The sequence below is a fragment of the Arthrospira sp. PCC 8006 genome (genome assembly GCF_046480465.1).
Taxonomy (GTDB): Bacteria; Cyanobacteriota; Cyanobacteriia; order Cyanobacteriales; family Microcoleaceae; genus Limnospira; species Limnospira platensis.
The window spans coordinates 1-19,960 of the sequence record NZ_PKGG01000083.1 but is presented as its reverse complement, the minus strand read 5'-3'; the positions used below and the strand labels follow the sequence as shown (position 1 = coordinate 19,960).

The following is a 19,960-nucleotide window of genomic DNA, read 5'->3' as shown; positions in this document are numbered from 1 at the left end:
CAATTCCAACACTGAAGCCAGGTCAGACTCTAGTGCTAGACAATGCAACGTTTCATAAAGGGGGACGGATTCCTGAGCTAGTGGAGGCGGCTCAATGCCGTTTGCTCTATCTACCACCTTATTCGCCAGACCTCAACAAGATAGAGAAATGTTGGTCGTGGTTGAAAGCCCGCATTCGCCATTGCACGTGAGCAGTTTGATTCTCTCGATGATGCCATGGATTCTGTTCTCAAGGCTGCGTCCTAACCGTATTGACGAGTGCTATAATGTTCTTAACAAGCTCGAACCTTTGTTTTGAAGAGATTGCTCTTACTCCATCAACTCCGGCTGTCTTCTTGCCTTGACCCGCCTGGGGGGCGGGTTTATTAAGCTGACTGTTGGGAAGCATGGCTGACCGTGGAACCCGCCCCTACAGCCGAACTGCTAAGAGTCGGGCATAATATGATTTCACCAATAGACGTTGCCACCTTCTAGCCTTTGCATCCTGTCCCGATTTAGCTGCTTGAAATATACTCTTTTGGAGCTTGAAAACTTTCCGCTGAACTTTCGCCCATGGGATTGTCTTCCATGTGTTGGTCGTAGTCTTGATTGGTTTTGATTTCTCAAATCCTTTCTTTAAACTCGCTATCGCCATCTATACACCTACTAGACTCTACTTATTACATTCAAACCGTGACCCGTTAGCATATCCCTATCATTACAATAGGGCGTTGGCTTCTGGTCACATCTCACATCCTCTAAGACTTGCGGTTACACTTATCCCTACTGATATCTCGACCAGATAATCAGAGTCTAGGAGGACTTAAAACGTTCCGTTTATATGGGCTTTCCATCTTTAGATTTGTCCTCTCCACCGGGGTAATTTTAAAGGTCTGTGTAGGTAGTGGTTAGAGCTTCCTACTTTTCCCCTTGCTCTTTTGAGCGCAGCGTTTCAAGCTGTTTCGCTACTATGAATTAACGATGGTTAAAACCGGACATTCGGTTTCCCTAATCATGGATGGTTGGCAGTGGTCTCGTTTCTGGTATTAGGTTATACCTCGGAGCCTTCCGTTCCCCGCTTCAATCCCAAGTTTGTGAATCTTGAAACTGGGGGTGGCTATCGCCGTTACCCTCATCTCTGTTCCGTCTATTCCTTGTTCGGTTTCCCTGTTTCTTTTTGGTTCGGTTTCCCGTCCCTCTAATTGTTAAGAAATATTAATAATTGTTACAGAGTGTTTTTACCTTGGGTTTCCAGCCTTATTTTGTATAGGATTATACAAAATTTCGGGACATATAAACAGTTATAGGGATGGTCAGGAGTGCATCCTTGTATTCAGCCGAGGGGCTGAAGTCCCTACCAGACGGTTATTTCAGCATTGCAGCCTATTTACGTCTGAACGTCTCGCACCTATCAATTATTCATTATCATCTTAATTAGTCCGATGCCCAGATATTTAAATGGGCAATAGCCAGATTTTTCCCGGTTAAATATTAGGGGTCGAGATAGACCTCACGGTCTACCCCTCCCATTCAGAACCGTACTTGAGACTTTCACCTCATACGGCTCCTAGTTTGACCGTCTCCTTGTTAAGAGTACAGCAACGTCTCTTTCATCAAGAGCTGTTTTATCATCGTGACAATGGCGATGTAGTAATTGAAGATTCTTGTATTCATCCTTTCCGCCTTGGCTTCTAGGTACAATGTGGTCTACTTCTATTAAGTCTGATGGGGTAAAGAATTGCCCGCACCAGGTACATCTACCTTTTTGTTTTTTGAGTAGTTTTGCTACCCTAATTGGCGTGTCGATTGCTTGTCCTTTCCTGGTTGCCCAGTAAGTCCAGTTTCCGTCGTATGGTGTTGCGTCGGGGAGTATTAGGGTATGTCTGATAATTGGAGTCCAATTGTGATTGAACAGATGTAACCCATCTTTGGTTTGGAACAGCCAATTTTCGTGTCTTTCTTTCCCATTGCTAAGTTTAATTGTTCCATGTCTGAAATATTTACTTAGCTTTTCGTGACTTGCCTTTCCGCATCTTGATACTGTCCATGCCCGTAACATTTGCCAGATTATGAAGTCTAGCTTATTGAAGGTCTCTGTTGAGACTACCGCTGAGTAATAGTTTGCCCATCCTCTTATAATTGGGTTTAGTCTACTTATCAGGGCTGATTGGGGTGCTGTCTTATGTTGTTTAATTACACCCTTAATCACTTCAGTGTGGGCTTTGACTGCTTTTTGGCTGGGTTTTATATGGGTTTTGTGACCGATTAATCGTCTTGCCATTCCCCCCGTTTTCCCAGATTTATATTTTCCTATCGGATATTGCCTGATATTGAATCCTAGAAATTCAAACCCAGGTTCTTCGGTCTTGCCACCATACTCAATAGTTTTGAGTGTATGACAGATTCGAGTCTTTTCAGGTTTTATTTCTAGTCCTACAGGTTTTAGCCATTCAGAAATAGCAGTTTTGCACTGTTCAATGATTCCTAGGTCTTTGGAGATGACCACAAAATCATCGGCATATCTTATAAGGTTCACCTGGGTGGCTGTACCTTTGTTTGGATACATTCCTTTAACTAGCCTTTCCATTCCCAACAGTGCGATGTTGGCGAGTATTGGACTTATTACCCCTCATTGAGGTGTTCCTGTTTCTGTATCCTCAAATACGCCGTTATCCAGCACCCCCGATTTGAGCCATTGTTTTAGGTCTCTCTTTAGGCTGCTTGAACAATGAATTTTGGACAGTAGGTATTCATGGTTCACGGTAAGAGCATTTTGCTATATCCGCGTCAAGAACATAGTATTGTCCTTGATTTATGGCAATATAAATTCTGCTAATTGCGTCTTGGGCTGACCGTCCAGGACGGAACCCATAGCTCGTGCCTTCAAATCTCGATTCCCATTCAGGTTCGAGAGCCGATTTAACCAAGGCTTGCCTTGCTCTATCTTGGATTGTGGGTATTCCTAGCGGGCGTTTTTCATTTTTACCAGGTTTTGGAATCCAAACCCGTCGCAGTGGTTTTGCTTTGAGGTTTCCCTTAATGTTCTTGACCAGTTCAAACCTTTGTCTTGGAGAGATTACTCTTACTCCATCAACACCGGCTGTTTTCTTGCCTTGACCCGCTTGGGGGGCGGGTTTATTAAGCTGACTGTTGGGAAGCATGGCTGACCGTGGAACCCGCCCCTACAGCCGCACTGCTAGGAGCCGGGCATAATATGATTTCACCAATAGACGTTGCAACCTTCTAGCTTTTGCATCTTGTCCCGATTTAGCTGCTTGAAATATACTCTTTTGGAGCTTGAATATTTTCCGTTGAACCTTAGTCCATGGGATTGTCTTCCATGCGTTGTTCGTAGTCTTGATTGGTTTTGGTTTTCCAAACCCTTTCTTTGAACTCGCTATCGCCATATGTACACCTACTAGATTCTATTTCTTTACAATCAAACCGTGACCTGTTAGCATATCCCTACCATTACAGCAGGGCGTTGGCTTCTGGTCACATCTCACATCCTCTAGGACTTGCGGTTACACTTATCCCTACTGATATCTCGACCAGATAATCAGAGTCCAGGAGGACTTAAAACGTTCCGTTTATATGGGCATTCCATCTTTAGATTTGTCCTATCCACCGGGGTACTTTTAAAGGTCTGTATAGGTAGTAAATACAAAACTCCTACTTTTCCCCTTACCCTTTTGGGCGCAGCGTATCAAACCTATTTCGCTACTTACTTCTTACGATGGTTCAAGCCGAACATTCGGTTTCCCTAATCATGGATGGTTGGCAGTGGTCTCACTTCTGATGTTAGGTTACATCTCGGAGCCTTCCGTTCCCCGCTTCAATCCTGGGGTTGTGATTCCCAAAACTGGGGGTGGCTATCGCCGTTACCCTAACTTCCTAACTTATACTTATCTATTTCTAAGATTACTATAAGGAATTTGTATGGGTTAGTTTGTTTTGACCTTGGGTTCCCTGCCTTGATTTGTATCGTGGGATACTAATCGTTGGGACATATAAACAGTTATGAGGATGGTCAGGAGTGCGCTCCTTATATTCAATCAAGGGGTTGAAGTCCCCACCAGGCGGTTATTTCAGGTATTTCAACCTTATTTCATGCCTGAACGTCTCGCACCTCTACCTAATTTCTAGCACAGAACACGATAACCTGAATTGTCAAGTGACACCTATTGTTAAGTTTGATCACGTCCCTGTCAACTTCGGAATATCTGCCACAGAGATGAGGATAAGGCACATTAAGCGATCGAAGATACTAAAGACCAGAACAGGTTCCGCGTCCCCATTGACCATCATAGGATACGGAAACTTTAGTTCCGGGTCTAGGTTGAAACTCTGCCAAATCAATTAAAGTGACACTAGCCATACCGCTGACATTGCCACGATAAAGCCGTTGACCCTGATCATTTGTGCGATCGAATTTTAAACGGGAAGATTGAGCGATACCCGCACCCGTCCGAGCATTACGAAACTCTACTTCCTGTTCAAAGCCAGTATTAGGACTCCAGGGAACAGAAAAAGATAGGTTATCTGCGTCGGTCCGGAAAATAGTTCCCCGACAGACAATATCAGCCAAGGCTTTAGGAACAGCAACTCCTAAAACACTTATACCAATAATAGTTGGGGTAGCGGCAATGAAATTTAATGTATTTGTCCACTGCATTGGAATTACTCCTCACCACAAATTAATTCAACCTTGTAGCATACTCTGTCGGGTTCACTCTAGCCACATTAACAAATATTAACATCCGAAATAGTTTCTCAAACCTCAATGGCAATTCAACCATATTGATCATGGTATAGAGCCGGATTTCCATCAGAACTTATGGAGCATAAATATATACAAATTTGAGACACTATGCTATAATTACCCAGTCGATAGTATAGAAACCCAATTTTCTCTAAGTTAGACTAATTAACCAAGGGGGAGTCAGAAAGACTAATTTTGATGTCCTGTAGCACTAAGTAATAATCATGAGCAATCCGCAACCAAAGCCCGAGATAGATCCGATCACAGTAACAGTGGTGTTAACAGCCCTGATATTAATTCCCCTAATTATTGCGGGATTCTCGCCCTAAAGGCTAATTAATCAGGTAAAATAGCGCCCCGCAAATCAGCATCACGCAAATTAGCGCGGTAGAGTACCGTGTCCAACATGACAGCCTCAATCAAATTAACGCCACTGAGATTAGACCAATTGAGTTTAGTGCGATAAAGTCGGGCGCGACTCATATTAGCCCCCCTTAAACTGGTCCAACTGATATTAGCCGCCCGTAGGTTGGCTTCACTGAGGTTAGCATCAGTTAAATCAGCCCCCACCATAGTAACCCGACTCAAATCAGCTTGATGAAAATTTGCTCCCATCAGCATCGCGCCACTGAGGGTAGCATTGGATAAATTAGCACCCTCAAGGGTAGAATCGCGCATAATCACATTAGTAAGATTAGCCCCATCCAAGTTAGCACCACTCAAATTTGCCTTTAACAAATTAGTTCGGATCAAAGTGCTGTTAACAAGATGAGCCCCAATAAAATTGGCTTCAGTAAAATTAGCCTCAGCCAAATTAGCATCAGTAAGATTAGCCATATTTAAGGTGACATTTTTGGAGATAGACCCCCGCATACTAGCCCCGGTTAGATTAGCCCTAGAAAAATTAGCATCAGTTAAATTAGCGCTAATCAGGTTAGCATCAGCCAGTTGAGCATCAGTGAGATCGACTCCCATCAATTTAGACTCACGGAAATTAGAGCCACTTAGATTAGTATTAATGAAGCTAGTATTTTCGAGATTAGCCCTGATAAAGCTAACCTCTCGCAGATCCATATCGCTGAGATTGACCCCAACCAGGTTCACAGACCGAAACATTCTTTCACCTGCGGCATATTGTTTGAGTAGCTCCTCAACCTCCATGTTTAATTAACCTCATTATCAGTATTGCAGTATTAACCAGTTGTGGGCTAAAACCCCTCAGAATTATGATTTCAACAAGTTTCCCGACTTTCAGGGCTATATGTCCAATCGCGTAGTCATAACCTGTATATAACCATCATCTCCTGAAAATGGCACATCTGAGGTGATAGTTTAGAATTTGAGGGACACTGGTGATTATCTGCCCCAAATTAGCGATCGCTATAGCATCACGAACCTGGTAAATTATAGGATCATTAGGGAAAGATACCAGAAAAAACAGGTCAACCCCCCAAGATTTAGTAGAAACAGGAAAGCAGAGATGTCAGATAATTTCAGAAGTAAAGCGATTACCCAGGGCAACCAGCGAACCCCTAACCGGGCTATGTTAAGGGCTGTAGGCTTTGGTGATGAGGATTTCAATAAACCCATTGTGGGCATTGCTAATGGTTATAGTACCATTACTCCGTGCAATATGGGCTTAAATGATTTAGCATTGCGGGCAGAAGCGGCCTTGAGACAATCGGGAACTATGCCCCAACTGTTTGGAACCATTACTATCAGTGATGGTATCTCTATGGGTACGGAAGGGATGAAATATTCCCTAGTGTCGCGGGATGTAATTGCCGATTCCATAGAAACTGTCTGTAATGGTCAGAGTATGGATGGGGTGTTAGCTATTGGCGGATGTGATAAAAATATGCCTGGGGCGATGATTGCCATTGCTCGCATGAATATTCCGGCAATTTTTGTTTACGGGGGAACTATCAAACCGGGTCACTACAATGGCTGTGACCTCACTGTGGTTAGTGCCTTTGAAGCGGTGGGACAACATAGCGCTGGGAAAATCCCTGATGAGGAATTACTGGGGATTGAACGTAATGCTTGTCCTGGGGCGGGTTCCTGTGGTGGTATGTTTACGGCTAATACTATGTCGTCAGCTTTTGAGGCTATGGGGATGAGTTTGATGTACTCTTCGACTATGGCGGCTGAAGATGCGGAAAAAGCCGAAAGCACTGAACAATCGGCGTTTGTATTGGCTGAGGCGATTCGGAAACAGATTTTACCGAGCCAAATTCTCACCCGTGATGCTTTTGAAAATGCTATGGCGGTGATTATGGCTGTGGGGGGTTCTACTAATGCGGTGCTACACTTACTGGCGATCGCCAGTTCTATGGGGGTAGAACTAACTCTGGATGATTTTGAAACTATGCGACAACGGGTTCCGGTATTGTGCGACCTCAAACCTAGTGGTCGGTTTGTCACTACGGAATTTCACCAAGCCGGGGGAGTTCCCCTGGTGATGAAAATGTTGTTGGAACATGGTTTGTTGCATGGTGATGCTTTGACAATTACTGGTCAAACTATTGCCCAACAGTTGGCTGATATCCCGACTGAACCTGACCCTAACCAGGAGGTGATTCGCCCTTGGGATAATCCTATGTATGCTCAGGGACATTTGGCTATTCTTAAAGGTAATCTGGCTTCAGAGGGGGCGGTGGCTAAAATTACTGGGGTGAAAAATCCTCAAATTACTGGACCGGCTAGGGTGTTTGAGTCGGAGGAGGAATGTCTTGAGGCAATTCTGGCGGGTTCAATTAATCCCGGAGATGTGATTATTGTCCGCTATGAGGGACCGAAAGGAGGTCCGGGAATGCGGGAGATGCTTGCTCCTACTTCGGCTATTATTGGGGCTGGTTTGGGGGATTCTGTGGGGCTGATTACTGATGGTCGCTTCTCTGGGGGAACCTATGGTCTGGTTGTGGGTCATGTGGCACCAGAGGCGGCGGTGGGAGGTGCGATCGCCTTAGTTAAGGAGGGCGATAGTATTACTATTGATGCTAAAGCCCGCCTATTACAAGTTAATATCACGGATGAGGAATTACAGGCGCGACGGGAAGCATGGCAGCCTCGTCAACCTCGCTATACTAGGGGAGTCCTGGCTAAGTATGCTAAGTTGGTATCTACTAGCAGTCGCGGCGCGGTCACGGATTCTAATTTGTAACCTCGGTTCGACTTAATCATTTTCGTAGGGTGCGTCAGAAGCAGGCTATCTAAATCCTCACCGAATCATTATCGGCGCTACGCACCTCAATCAATTATCCGGGCTTTGATGATAATTCTCGGTGTCTGGTGCGTCAGAAATCAATTATCCGGGCTTTGATGATAATTCTCGGTGTCTGACGCACCCTACGGTACTCACCGAATCATTATCGGCGCTACGCACCTCAATCAATTATCCGGGTTTTGATGATAATTCTCGGTGTCTGGTGCGTCAGAAATCAATTATCCGGGCTTTGATGATAATTCTCGGTGTCTGACGCACCCTACAGTATGATTAGCTGGGAGTGTCAAAAAAAAGAGTCAACTGTTTGGTCGGCAGTAATGGTAGGGGAAAAGCCCTGCTGTGGTGTCCAATGTAGTGCCCCATCTCGCCCAGTCCAAAATAGTTGAATGTTAAGATTTTCAAGCATTTGAGATGTTTCAGGACTGAGGGTATGGGTGGTGGCGATCGCTACTTGAGGTTTGAGGGTGTCTAGTAGTTGAGAATCCAAATCGTTACCTAACCACCAGAGGACATCAACGGCGGATAAATCGTGCTGTTGTAACAATTGTGATTGTTGTTCTTTGGGGATATTTCCCATGAGTAACCAGCGGCGATCGCTCATGATAAATTCCACCAGAGGCACATCAGGATTAATCAGTTTAACCTGAGTTTCACCTAAATCTAAGTTTTGCTGAACTGGAAGCGTTAGATATTCCCCTTGGGCAGTAACAATTTTATTTTGAATAGCCTGGGCGCTAACTTGATAAGCATTCTTAGAAGCGGGAGTATCATAAAATTTCTGAATTGGTAAAGTGTCTAAAATATGTGGGAAACCGATAGTTAAGCCTAGCTGAGGGTGAGTCAGGATAGCCCAATCAATTTGATTAATGCCCTGCCTTAGTAAAAAGGGCAAAACCGTAAATTTAACTGTGCGTTCATCCCCGGCATTTACTAACAAAACGCGATCGCGGTCTTCCACCACAAGAATAGGTTTTTCGGCGGTAGCTAAAACGGTGACTCGAAATTGGGTAAATTGAGCATAAGCCATGGGCAGAGTTATGATAGCGATCGCCATTAATATACCAGCCAAAACCTGATAAAATCGGGCATTAATTCTCGTTCTTTTATTATGGTCAGTTTGACTTGCTTTTGCTGGCCTGATTATCGGCGATAAGCACAGCCATATATTAATACTATATAAACCGATTAATTGTGCCAGAGACAGAGTGCCTACGGCGATGGAATTACCAGGTAAATTATTAAAAAATTCGACTATATAAATTAACCCTTGTAGGGGGTAATATAAACCGGATACTAGAACCGAAGCCGCCCAGGGCCAGATGAGAGCTACCACTGCGGTTAGCATTCCTCCTAGGGTAATTACCGTAATGAAAGGCACGGCTAAAATATTGACAAAAATACTGAATGGTGATACCAAATTAAACACATATATTTGTAGGGGAAGAATCCAAATGGCGGCGGCGATAGGAACTGCTATACAACTAGCAATTACAGGGGGAAGCCATTGTAGCGATCGCATCAAAGGTGGTACAGTCACCAATAGTCCCAGAGTTGCCAAAAAGCTAAATTGAAAGCCTAAGTCTTGAATTAATAGAGGATTCCATAATAATAGGAAAACTGCCACAGCCAATAACACCGCCAAGGGTCGCACCTGTCGGTTCATGACGAAACCTACCAAGGCAGCTAACCCCATTAAAGCGGCTCGCAGCACGGAAGCTGAACCCCCAGTTAATCCGACATATAACAATAGGATAATTGCACCAAAAACAAATCTCAACTTAGGAGACCAGCGGGCTGTTAAAGCTAGGACTACGCCCAGAAGTAAAGAGACATGAAACCCAGAAGCGGCTAAAGTATGAGCTAAACCGACTCGGACAAAGCGATCGCTAATTTCTGGGGAGATATCCACAGCCCGCCGCCCCAAAACCATGGCTGATAATAGTGTGCCTTTGGTAACATCCAAACCTTGAACCTGAGCCCTGACAATTCGCTGTCGCACCCTAGACAGTCCCCAGCTAGGGGTGGTGTTAATAGAGAGATGGCGACCATACATTCCCGCAAATCCCCCTTGTCTGGCGAGATAGGCTTTAAAATCAAAGCTACCAGGATTTAAGGGGGGTTTTGGTGCATATAAAGTTCCGGTCACAGAAACAGTTTCGTTGCCTTGTAAGCCTGTGGCTTGTAGAATTGGCACGGTAACATAAAGTTTACCTGTAACTGTTTTGTTAACCTGAACCGGGCTGTTCTGATCATTACTGGTAATCTGGTTAACAAGGTTAGCCTGTAGCCAAAACTGGACATTTCCTGAACGAGTGACCCGTGGTGAACTAATCACCCTTCCCCAGACGGTCATTACCAGGTTTTCGGCATTACCACCGCTGACAATTAATCTGCTAATGTCATTAGGTCCTGGTTGTGGAGTTTGTAGTTGAAAATATAGGGTAGCGAGGAAGCCTATTAATCCAGCTAGTAGCCAAAGGGTTCTAGGGATAGGAGGTCGGGGGATGGAGCGCCTATCTGGGTCGGATTTCTTTTGTCTAGCTTGCCTTAAAGAGCGGTTTGTGGTGGAAGTGAGTTGATCGCTGAGACGGCGACGGAGTTTATATTGCCAAATGGTTGTCAGAATTGCCATGGCTATCCCGACCCCTAGGAGAAAATATCCTCCCCAGGTAAAGTTCGCCATGAGTAATCCAACAATATAGGCTAATCCTAGGGCGATCGCAGCCGTTTGGTTCATCTGTCCTGGAAGTCTTTAAGGACTGGTTAGGGTTGGGTTAGAAACCAACCCTGATTGTTTGCTAAATGGATAATCCCAATTTTAGACCGAGTACGGTGTGAATCACCATCACTAATAGGGCGACACTGCCAATATAAGCATGAGCCTTGCGCCATTGGTCTTGGTTTCCGCCAAATTTGCTGAGGGAAATAGCGCCGTTGATTCCTAATAGACCCAAAACTGCGGTACTGGTCCAAAAATGGGGACTTTCAAAAATCGGTTGTCCCTGCATAATTAAGGATAGTAGCCCGCCGCTAAAGCCTAAAGCCATAAATAGGGTCATAAAAGGGGCAAGTTTTCGGTGGCTAGACCGAGAAGCGATCGCCGCCTCTTGGTCTGTGGCTAAACGTCCCTGCCAGCCAGTATAACCAACAAAACTACCCATCACAAAAATTACAATTCCCATCATTAGGGGGTGTCCCCAATGAACAATGGGTTCGGGAACTCCTAAACCCGCAAAAAAATTGGCGATCGGTTCTAATAAGCCTCTGATGTCCATACTGGATCTGGTTCTCTTCTCTATCCGCTATCAATCCAGATTATAAATGTTTGTTGAGCCATTATCAATCTTTGATTAACTGAAAACCCGCCCCCACTATTGACTAATAAGGGCGGGTTTATAAGTATGGTGTGAGTGAAACCTTGTCTATAGTTAAACACTCACATCAAGCCAAGTTAAAACTTATTCGACCACACCAGGTAAAATTACCGTGTCAACGGCATGAATAACCCCATTGCTGCCTAAAATGTCAGCTTGAATGACACTGGCTTCATTCACCATTACAGTACCGTCCATAACAGTAATAGTTAAGGGCATTCCGGCAACGGTTTCAACAGACCCATCACTGATGTTAGCAGACAGAACTTGGGAGGGGACAACGTGATAGGTAAGAATTTGAACCAGTTGATCACGATTTTCGGGTTTGAGAAGTTCTTCAACTGTGCCTTCTGGTAGAGCCGCAAATGCTTCGTCAGTGGGAGCAAAAACGGTGAAAGGTCCTTCCCCAGAAAGGATTTCGGCTAATTCGGCCGTTTCTAAAGCCGCTACCAGAGTGCTGAATTGGCTCTCGCCACTAGCAATACCGACAATGGTTTCTGTGGGGTCTGAGTCAACTACAGCAGCCATTTCTTCCCCAGCGGGTTCTGCTTGGGCTTCGATAGTTTCATCAGAAACGGTTTCAGCGGTTACTGGTTCACTGGTTTCGGCAATTTGTTCGGTAGGTTCGCCTTGGGTTTCGGTGGCAGTAGGTTCGCCACAAGCTGCCAAAAATGCTGTACCACCTAGGGTAACTAACAGGATCAAAAGCCGTTTAGCCATCAAAGTCATAGTTTTCCTTATGAGAGTTTTCTACAGAATTGTTTACATATTTTTCACTTAATTCAACTTATATTAACACAACTTTACTCTCTGTCAAGTCCCATGCTTGTTATCCTTTACCCATGTCCGCTGTTCTCTGCCCTAGGGTATTGGTTGGCAGGATTAACGACGGTCTTTGAGCCAGAATGTCACCATTTTGCCTCTTCCTTTGACATCAATTACACCCCGTTCCTCAAAAATAAAATTATCCTTGAGTATGGCTTTGGTGGCGGCGGTGATCTGAATTCGTCCTACTTCCCCTTGAGACTCCATACGGGAGGCGACATTGACAGCATCCCCCCACAGGTCGTAGATAAATTTGCGAGTCCCAATTACCCCGGCGACCACGGGTCCGGTATTAATCCCAATGCGTAAATTGAAAGGTTCGCCGTCTTGGCGACGGAAACGGACAATTTCTCGCTGCATATCTAGGGCCATGTGAGCGATCGCCTCTGCATGATTCTCTACAGGAGTCGGTAAACCTCCCACTACCATATAGGAATCCCCAATAGTCTTAATTTTCTCGAGTTGGTGTTTTTGAGCCAGTTCATCAAAACAGGAAAATATATCATTGAGTAAATCCACCAATTCGGTGGGGGATATCCGCGCCGAAAACCCGGTAAAATTGACCAAATCTGCAAACATGACTGTTGCTTGGTCAAAGCGTTCTGCAATAGAATGGGGGCTCTGTTTTAAACGTTCCGCAATAGAGCGAGGCAAAATATTCAACAGCAGCCGCTCAGATTTTTGTTGTTCAACCCGCAAAGCATCTAAAACCCGGCGGCGCTCCGTAGTATTACGAGCCACCCAAATTACGCTATTGTCTGGCATAGGGGAAACTGTCGCAGCAAACCACACCAGATCAGCATCAGTTGCAGAGGGTAAGATATTAACAGGCCCCTGCTGTCCTGGTTCTGGGGGTGCTAATTGCATACTGTATTCTAGGTTGATGGTTTCTCCAGTTTGAATCACTTTCTGGATATTTTCGTAAAAAAGTTGTGCTTGGGGAATCGGAAATATGTCAAACACCGTTTTTCCCAGTAAATCGCTACTAGGTGTATAGACTACTTCCGCGTTAGTGGTGACTATTTTCTTATAGCGTCCCTCTCCATCAAAAACGGCGATCACGTCGGTCATGGCTGCAAACAAGGCTCGCAATTCGGCTTCTGAGGCTCGTAAGGCTGCTTCTATCCTTCGTCTTTCGGCCACTTCTATGATTAGGCGATGGTTGGCTTCTTGTAAGGCGGCGGTGCGTTCGGCTACCCGATTTTCTAGTTCGTCTTTGGCTTGTTGGAGACCGATTTGTCCTAGTTTGCGATCGGTAATATCTTCGACAGTTCCTTCATAATAAAGAATTTCTCCCTGGGGACTACGGACGGCGGTGGCATTTTCCGAAATCCAACGAACTTGACCATCTATCCTTCGAATTTGGGACTCAAAATCTACTACGGAACCTTGGCTTTCTAAGAGATCAACAAATTCCTGGCGGCGCTTGGGGTCGATATACAGTTGGGATTGAATATCGGTTAAATTGGTCATTAATATGGTCGGGGATTCGTAGCCGTAAATCCTGGCTAAGGCGGGATTAGCGCTGATATAACGACCTTCTGGGGTGGTTTGAAATATTCCTTCTAGGGCATTTTCAAAGATGCTACGATAGTTGGATTCTGCCTGTTTTAAGGCTTCTTCTGCGCGCCGACGGTCTGTAATGTCAATACCTACAAAAAAGGCAGCACTACCGCTGTTATATTTGCGGGCGGCAATTAGGTAATCTCTGGGTTCATTTTTAATATAAGATGTCACTTCTTTATAGGCTTCAAAATTCCCACTATTAAAGAAATCTTCCACAAATCCATTAAATTCGGGACTAGCTTTCAGAAAACCGATGTGCTGACCAATAAATGCCTCGGCGGGGAGGTCGAAGGTTTGGGCTAGGTATTGATTAACCCCTAAATAACGTTTGTTATAATCAATCCAAGATACTGTTCCAGGTACCACATTTAACACCGCTTCTAACTGGTCTTGAGTCGTTTTTAAGGCGGCTTCTGCACGTTTGCGATCGCTAATATCAATTCCCACCACAAAAGCTGCTTGATTATTATTATACTTGTGAGCAGCAATCAGATAATAATATTCCTCATTTTCTCGGGAAGATGATATTTCTTGATATGCTTCTAATTCCGGACTTTCAAAGAAATATTGGAGAAAATCCTGAAACTGAGAACCTCTCCCTAAAAAACCAATATGTTGATGAGAAAATGCTTCTCTGGGTAAGCCATATAAATTAGCTAATTTTTGATTCACTTCGATATAGTGCAAGTCTGATGTCACCCAGGAAACCGTACCAGGAACCGCTGCTAAAACCGCTTGTAAACGCATATTAGCTTGGCGGAGTTCTTCCTCAGCTTGGCGACGTTGAGTAATATCAATTCCCACCACAAATACAGCTCGATTATTATCATATTTTTGAGCTACAATTAGATAATGGCGTTCTTGATTATCCACATGAGTCCGCACCTCGCGATGAGCTTCTTTTTCAGGACGATTAAATAGGTCACTAACAAAGTCATTAAATTCCGAACTCGTTCCCAAAAAGCCAATATGTTGATTGGCAAAAGTTTCTCGTGGCAGTTTAAATAAGTCTGCCAAAGATTGATTAACTTCCAAATAACGTAAATCGCTACTAATCCAAGAAACCGCGCCAGGTACAGCTTCTAACACCGCTTGCAGTCGAGCATTAGCCATTCTGAGGGCTTCCGCAACTCTGGTACGCTCGACAATTTCTTGCAGTAGTTGATTGTTAGATTCTCGCAGGGCGGCGGTGCGTTCCGCAACGATATTTTCTAAGTCTTCATTAACCACTTGCAATTGAGATTCTACCTGTTTTCTGATTTCGATTTCTTGTTCAAGTTGCTTTCTGGTTTCTTCTAATTCGCGGGTTTTTTGTTTGAGTTTTTCGGCACGTTCTATACTTTGGCTCACCTCAGCAAGTAAGCCAATCACAATTTCGGAAGCATTAAAATTGTTGGCTTCAAACCCTAACCAGGGCAAGGGTTTAATGCGATGAGGACTCGTGTAAATAATCTCAAACTGACCATCAGATTTAGCCCTACCAATGCGGCATAATTTCCTAATATGATGGTTGGGTTCCATACGGATAATGCCACTGGGGGCTGAGAAACTTTGACCGTATGTAGCAATTCGTACCCTTTCCGGGTCGAAAGATTCGGCTAACTCTACGGCTTGTTTCCATAGATAAACTTGACTATAGGCGGCTTCTATGGGGTCGCTAGTAACGCGATCGCTTCCATATCTCGCCTTAAAACATTTAACAAAACGACGATTTTCGGGAGTCTCTAAACTCTGAAAATAACTCCAACAACTCAGATGACCCGTCGCCGCATTCCCGATGCTTTTTAATTCAGTTTCCGAAACAGAAATAGCCAAAACGGGGATTTGTTTAGCACTTAAACCTGCCGCTTGAAATTGTCGATAAAATGCTATATTGCTATCACCAGTCAGCGTATTAAACACTACATCAGGTTTAGCCCGCACAATACGCGCAATAATCGAACTAAAATCCTTAGCCCCCAAAGGTTGATATGCTTCCCCCACTACATGGCCTTCATTTTGCTGAAGCTGAATTTTGATCAGTTTACTTACCGTATGGGGGAATGTATAATCGGAACCGAGCAAATAAAAGCGCTTGCCGATATTTTCCAACAACCAGGAAACCGCAGGTTCAACCTGTTGATTAGCACAGGCCCCTGTGTGAAAAATGTTGGGGGACTCTTCTAGTCCTTCGTATTGGACGGGATACCACAACCCCACCCCCAATTCTTCTAAAACGGGTTTGACAGCCTGGCGACTGGCTGAAGTCCAACACCCAAAGAGGGTGACAACCTGTTTGTCCTGAATCAGATTTTTGGCTTTTTGAGCAAAGCAAGCCGGATCTGATTGACAATCTTCAATAACAGGTTCAATAAACTTTCCGAGAATTCCTCCACTTTGGTTAATTTCTCGAATGGCCATCAACTCGGCATCTCTGAGGGGCGCTTCGCTAATTGCCATTGTCCCACTCAAAGAATGCAGTATCCCGACTCGTACACCTGGCATAGCTACTGCTTAACGGTTTATAAAATTGATATCAAGGGAACCTCCGACCTGGCTGCACCCAAATTTTCGGGCCGGGGTCTAGCTAGTCTAATATAACTATATTAACTAACTATGGCATAATATGCTCTAGTTCCACCCCTGGCTCCTCAAATATTTGCCAATCATGATTTTAAACAGATAGATGTAATCGTGAACCAGTAGCAGTTTTAGTGACTTCTATTTTGGCTTGAAATACCTCTTTCAGGTAGGGAATGTGGGTGACAGCTAAAATGCAGGAAAAATCTGGGGCGATCGCATTGATGGCAGCAATTAGGCGATCGCATCCTTCCGCGTCTTGGGTGCCAAACCCTTCATCAATAATCAGCATTTGCAGCGCACATCCCGCCCTTTGCGCTAATAATTTAGCTAGGGCTAATCGAATCGCAAAATTAATCCTAAACGCCTCGCCACCAGAATAGGTTTCATAGGGTCTAGTTCCCCTAGCATCAGCAATTAATATATCCAGTGTATCAATTAACTTAGTCTTTTTCCGTTTCGCCGTAACACTGCGTCCACTCCGTTGAGTAACAAACTGTACATGGAGTTGATTCGCCGAAAGTCTCGCTAAAACTTGGTTAGTTTCCGCTTCTAATTGCGGTAACACATTTTCAATCATTAACGCTTGAATACCATTTTTCCCAAAGGCTTGGGCTAATTCCTTATAAATTAGGGCTTGGTGACGACATTCGGATAATTCCTGTTTTTGTTCCCTTTGCTGCTGGCTAAAATTTTCTAAATGGCTTCGTTGTTGTTGCAGCTTTCCCAATTGACTTAAATATTGGTCTAGTTGTTGTCGCTGCTGTTGAATTTTTCCCTCTAGGTTACTAATATATAAGCTAGGATTGGGGGTATCTTCCAACTGTTTAGTTAATAGTAATATCTGTGATTTTATCCCCGCCAAATCCTGCGATCGCACTTGATTTAATTGCCGTAACTCAGCCAGCCGTTGTTGAATTTGTGGATACTGACTTTCCGCCACTTTCAATTGTTCTGCTTTCCTCACCCATTCCTGTGCCTCACGCAACCGAACCCGGACTTGATTATGGTCTTCCAAATTATAGCCACTCTCATTTAACTGTTGTTTTAGCTGAATAATCCTCTGCTGTAATTCCGAGGCGCTTTGTTCATAAATTATCTGGTCTAATGCCGACTGTAATTGTGCTACCATTGGCGGTTTTTCCGCTTGTAAATGCCCTAGTTTGTGCTGGGTATCCCGAATTTGTATTTGCTTAATTTCTGCCCACCTCCAGCGCTTTTCTTCATTCCTAGCCAGAGCGTGGCTTTGTTCATTATAATCTAGTTGTTGCAGTTGCTGATCTAGTTGTTGCAGTTGCTGATACAGTGTGGCGGCGTGACTTCCATCAGATAGCGATCGCTCAATTTTACTAGCTTCCTCTCTCAACTGTTGTAGTTGCAATTCATCATTAATGAAACCCTCTAAGCGTGCTTGTAATTGACCTCGTTTTTCCCGGAATTCTTCATAATTAGATATTTGCCTTTGTAAGGTTGTATATTCAATCCGTAACGCAGCTATTTCCTGTTCAGCACGCGCAAAATCTTCCCTAATTATCCACAGGCGATCGCGAATTTCCTGTTGTTGGTTTTGGTGTTTACCCATCACCAAATTCCAGTGATGTTCATCTAAAGGGCGATCGCATAGGGGACAAACCGGCGCTAACTCTCCCTTATTTTCATCACTAAAAGAACGCCCTAACATTTCCATTTTTTGGTCTAATTCAGCCAACTTTTTCTCATACTCCTGCTGTTGATGAGCCAATTTGTCTAATTGATTATGGTGTGATTGACCCTTAGCTGTCACCCGCGTTTGATAGGTGCGTTTTTTCTCAATTTCTTCAATTGTTTGATGAAGATTTTGTAACTCTTTTTCCGACTCTGGGCGGTTGTCTTTAAGACGGTTCTGGATTTTATTAATCGACGCATACAGTTCATCCAAACGGGCGCTAAGACGAGCTTGAGCCCGGTCTATTTCCCCCTGTATCCGTTGATGTTCTTGCAGAATAGGGGTAACTACAATTTGTATTTTATCTAACTCATTCAGGCGGAGACGAGCCTGAGAAAGCTGGGCAATTCCTGCTTCTACTTCTGGCAGTTCAACTAGCACCTTTTGATATTCTTGTTCCTGTTTATGCAGAGATTCCAGGCGAGTTTCAATCGTGTCTTTATCCCGTTGTAATTGGTGGATTTTGTCCTGTTGTTGCTGCTGAAGTTCCCGGAGTTGCTGTTGGATTTTTTGGTGACTTTGAAACTGCAAACTCATCGTTTCTTCTGTAGCTTGTAGCGTCTGAAATTCCACAATACCGGCCTTAATTTCTTCCTGTTGTTGCCGAATACTCTCTAATTGTTGTAGTTGAGTTTGGGTCGCGACAATTTCCTGTTCAAGGCGATCGCATTCTTGTTTCGTAGTGCGATATTGTTGTCGCTGTCCCTCTAGCAGTTGTTCACAGGTTTGGCGATATTGTTGTTGTTCTCGCCGGGTTTGCAGTTGCTTTTGGTCAGACTCTTGTTGTTTCTGAAGTTTACCAAGGGTAGCTTCTAACTCAGTGATTTGAGCCACTATTTCCGGCAGTTTTTGTGTCTCCAACTCTCCCATAGTTAAACTTTGTTCTAATTGCTCAATCTTGAATTTATATTCCTTCGAGATATCTTTGGCTTTCTCCACTAAAATATCATATTCATCTAACTTAAGTAAGCTGCCTAAAACTTCTTTGCGATCGCTGGGACGTTTTAACATAAACTCATCAGCTTTTCCCTGACGCAAATAGGCAGAATTAATAAAAGTATCGTAGTCTAGCCGCAGATGTTCTAAAATCTTTTGTTGTGTGCTACGGATTCCCCCTTGACTCAGGGCAGTAAACTTAATTTGCTCCGCTTTTTTGTCCGGTTCTAATGGTGCGATTTGAAAATCCAGAGTACCCGACTGACCTCGGCGGCGAGTCCTAATTACCCGGTATAAGTTACCATGACTAATAAAGATAAAATCTACCCGCATTTGGGTTTCGCCAATTTGAATTAAATCATCTTCAGTCCCCGCCCGACTCTGACCCCAAATCGACCATGCGATCGCCTCTAACAGCGAAGACTTACCCGCCCCATTCGGTCCACAAATGCAGGCAGTATGCAAGCCACTAAAATCTAGGCTTGCGTCGCGATAACTGAGAAAATTCTTGAGGGTGAGTTTCTGTGGGATCATATCGCGATATTCAGATTAAATTCAGTTTGATATCAGTTTGATCGAACCTACCATAATTATAGCACCAATCAATCCCAGATGTTAACCTAGACCCATCCGGCTGCTTATATTAATTGTCTCACTCGGTGTTCTCCAACCATTGCTAACCAAGACATCAGCAAATCAAAAGGTGTCGATCTGAGGTCAACCAACCTGTTAAAATCGTAATATTGTTATTGTGGGCAGCGATTATGACAGAAGATTATCGATCGCCACCGGAAATAGTAAATCAGTTTCAAGCATTGCAACATCAACTCCGAGAGTCTTTCAGTCAAGGGGGAAACCTGAGATTTGAGGATTTTGATGTATTAGTCATTCCATCCCTCACCTTAGATCAGCAGCAATTGCAGAAAATTCCCGGAGTTCATCAGTATGAGGAGAGATTTCTGTTTTCTCTGACTCGTTTACGAAATCCTAGAGGTAGATTAATTTATGTCACCTCCCAACCCCTTCAC

The 19,960-nt window shown here is 44.1% G+C and carries 12 protein-coding genes and 4 pseudogenes; 4 read left to right on the top strand and 12 right to left on the bottom strand.

What is annotated here, in order from left to right:
• A pseudogene (locus B9T16_RS13770) lies at window positions 1–246 on the top strand (transposase); the annotation flags it as partial.
• 19 nt (window positions 247–265) lie between these two features.
• Here the strand turns inward: B9T16_RS13770 and B9T16_RS13765 are convergent.
• The 7 genes and pseudogenes from B9T16_RS13765 to B9T16_RS13735 form a co-directional block, all read right to left on the bottom strand.
• A pseudogene (locus tag B9T16_RS13765) lies at window positions 266–388 on the bottom strand (HNH endonuclease); the annotation flags it as partial.
• 21 nt (window positions 389–409) lie between these two features.
• Window positions 410–634 carry a reverse transcriptase N-terminal domain-containing protein gene (locus B9T16_RS13760; RefSeq protein WP_410245031.1) on the bottom strand — a complete coding sequence of 75 codons (225 nt, stop codon included), beginning with the start codon at window positions 632–634 and terminating at the stop codon, window positions 410–412.
• Between the two features lie 932 nt (window positions 635–1,566).
• Window positions 1,567–2,740: pseudogene (locus B9T16_RS13755) on the bottom strand (group II intron reverse transcriptase).
• The gene (locus tag B9T16_RS13750) at window positions 2,730–3,140 is read right to left on the bottom strand and encodes a reverse transcriptase domain-containing protein (protein WP_014276918.1); all 411 of its coding nucleotides are present in this window, start codon (window positions 3,138–3,140) and stop codon (window positions 2,730–2,732) included. The pseudogene B9T16_RS13755 and the gene B9T16_RS13750 overlap by 11 nt, the downstream one beginning before the upstream one ends.
• Window positions 3,141–3,161: 21 nt before the next feature.
• Window positions 3,162–3,386 carry a reverse transcriptase N-terminal domain-containing protein gene (locus tag B9T16_RS13745; RefSeq protein ID WP_410245030.1) on the bottom strand — a complete coding sequence of 75 codons (225 nt, stop codon included), beginning with the start codon at window positions 3,384–3,386 and terminating at the stop codon, window positions 3,162–3,164.
• An 860-nt stretch (window positions 3,387–4,246) separates the two neighbouring features.
• Window positions 4,247–4,654 carry a hypothetical protein gene (locus tag B9T16_RS13740; RefSeq protein WP_006616380.1) on the bottom strand — a complete coding sequence of 136 codons (408 nt, stop codon included), beginning with the start codon at window positions 4,652–4,654 and terminating at the stop codon, window positions 4,247–4,249.
• Window positions 4,655–5,077: 423 nt separating this feature from the next.
• Window positions 5,078–5,902 (bottom strand): pentapeptide repeat-containing protein, encoded by an 825-nt coding sequence (locus B9T16_RS13735; RefSeq protein ID WP_006616381.1) that lies wholly within the window; start codon window positions 5,900–5,902, stop codon window positions 5,078–5,080.
• A gap of 319 nt (window positions 5,903–6,221) precedes the next feature.
• On the opposite strand from B9T16_RS13735, the gene ilvD reads away from it, so the two are divergent.
• Entirely contained in the window at window positions 6,222–7,904 is a 1,683-nt protein-coding gene (gene ilvD, locus B9T16_RS13730; protein WP_006616382.1) for a dihydroxy-acid dehydratase, read from the top strand.
• A 121-nt stretch (window positions 7,905–8,025) separates the two neighbouring features.
• On the top strand, window positions 8,026–8,220 hold the full coding sequence (locus B9T16_RS13725) for a hypothetical protein (RefSeq protein WP_014274782.1): 195 nt from the start codon (window positions 8,026–8,028) through the stop codon (window positions 8,218–8,220).
• Window positions 8,221–8,250: 30 nt separating this feature from the next.
• On the opposite strand, the gene B9T16_RS13720 is transcribed toward B9T16_RS13725, so the two are convergent.
• The 5 genes from B9T16_RS13720 to B9T16_RS13700 form a co-directional block, all read right to left on the bottom strand.
• Window positions 8,251–10,704, bottom strand: coding sequence for a ComEC/Rec2 family competence protein (locus B9T16_RS13720; protein ID WP_006619369.1), 2,454 nt, complete (start codon window positions 10,702–10,704; stop codon window positions 8,251–8,253).
• 61 nt (window positions 10,705–10,765) lie between these two features.
• Window positions 10,766–11,242 carry a DUF4079 domain-containing protein gene (locus B9T16_RS13715; RefSeq protein WP_006619370.1) on the bottom strand — a complete coding sequence of 159 codons (477 nt, stop codon included), beginning with the start codon at window positions 11,240–11,242 and terminating at the stop codon, window positions 10,766–10,768.
• A 183-nt stretch (window positions 11,243–11,425) separates the two neighbouring features.
• Window positions 11,426–12,061, bottom strand: coding sequence for a fasciclin domain-containing protein (locus B9T16_RS13710; RefSeq protein ID WP_235181446.1), 636 nt, complete (start codon window positions 12,059–12,061; stop codon window positions 11,426–11,428).
• 162 nt (window positions 12,062–12,223) lie between these two features.
• Window positions 12,224–16,216, bottom strand: coding sequence for a transporter substrate-binding protein (locus B9T16_RS13705; protein WP_035736014.1), 3,993 nt, complete (start codon window positions 16,214–16,216; stop codon window positions 12,224–12,226).
• A gap of 169 nt (window positions 16,217–16,385) precedes the next feature.
• The gene (locus tag B9T16_RS13700) at window positions 16,386–19,466 is read right to left on the bottom strand and encodes an SbcC/MukB-like Walker B domain-containing protein (RefSeq protein ID WP_410245029.1); all 3,081 of its coding nucleotides are present in this window, start codon (window positions 19,464–19,466) and stop codon (window positions 16,386–16,388) included.
• A 230-nt stretch (window positions 19,467–19,696) separates the two neighbouring features.
• On the opposite strand from B9T16_RS13700, the pseudogene B9T16_RS13695 reads away from it, so the two are divergent.
• Window positions 19,697–19,960: pseudogene (locus tag B9T16_RS13695) on the top strand (carboxylate-amine ligase); the annotation flags it as partial.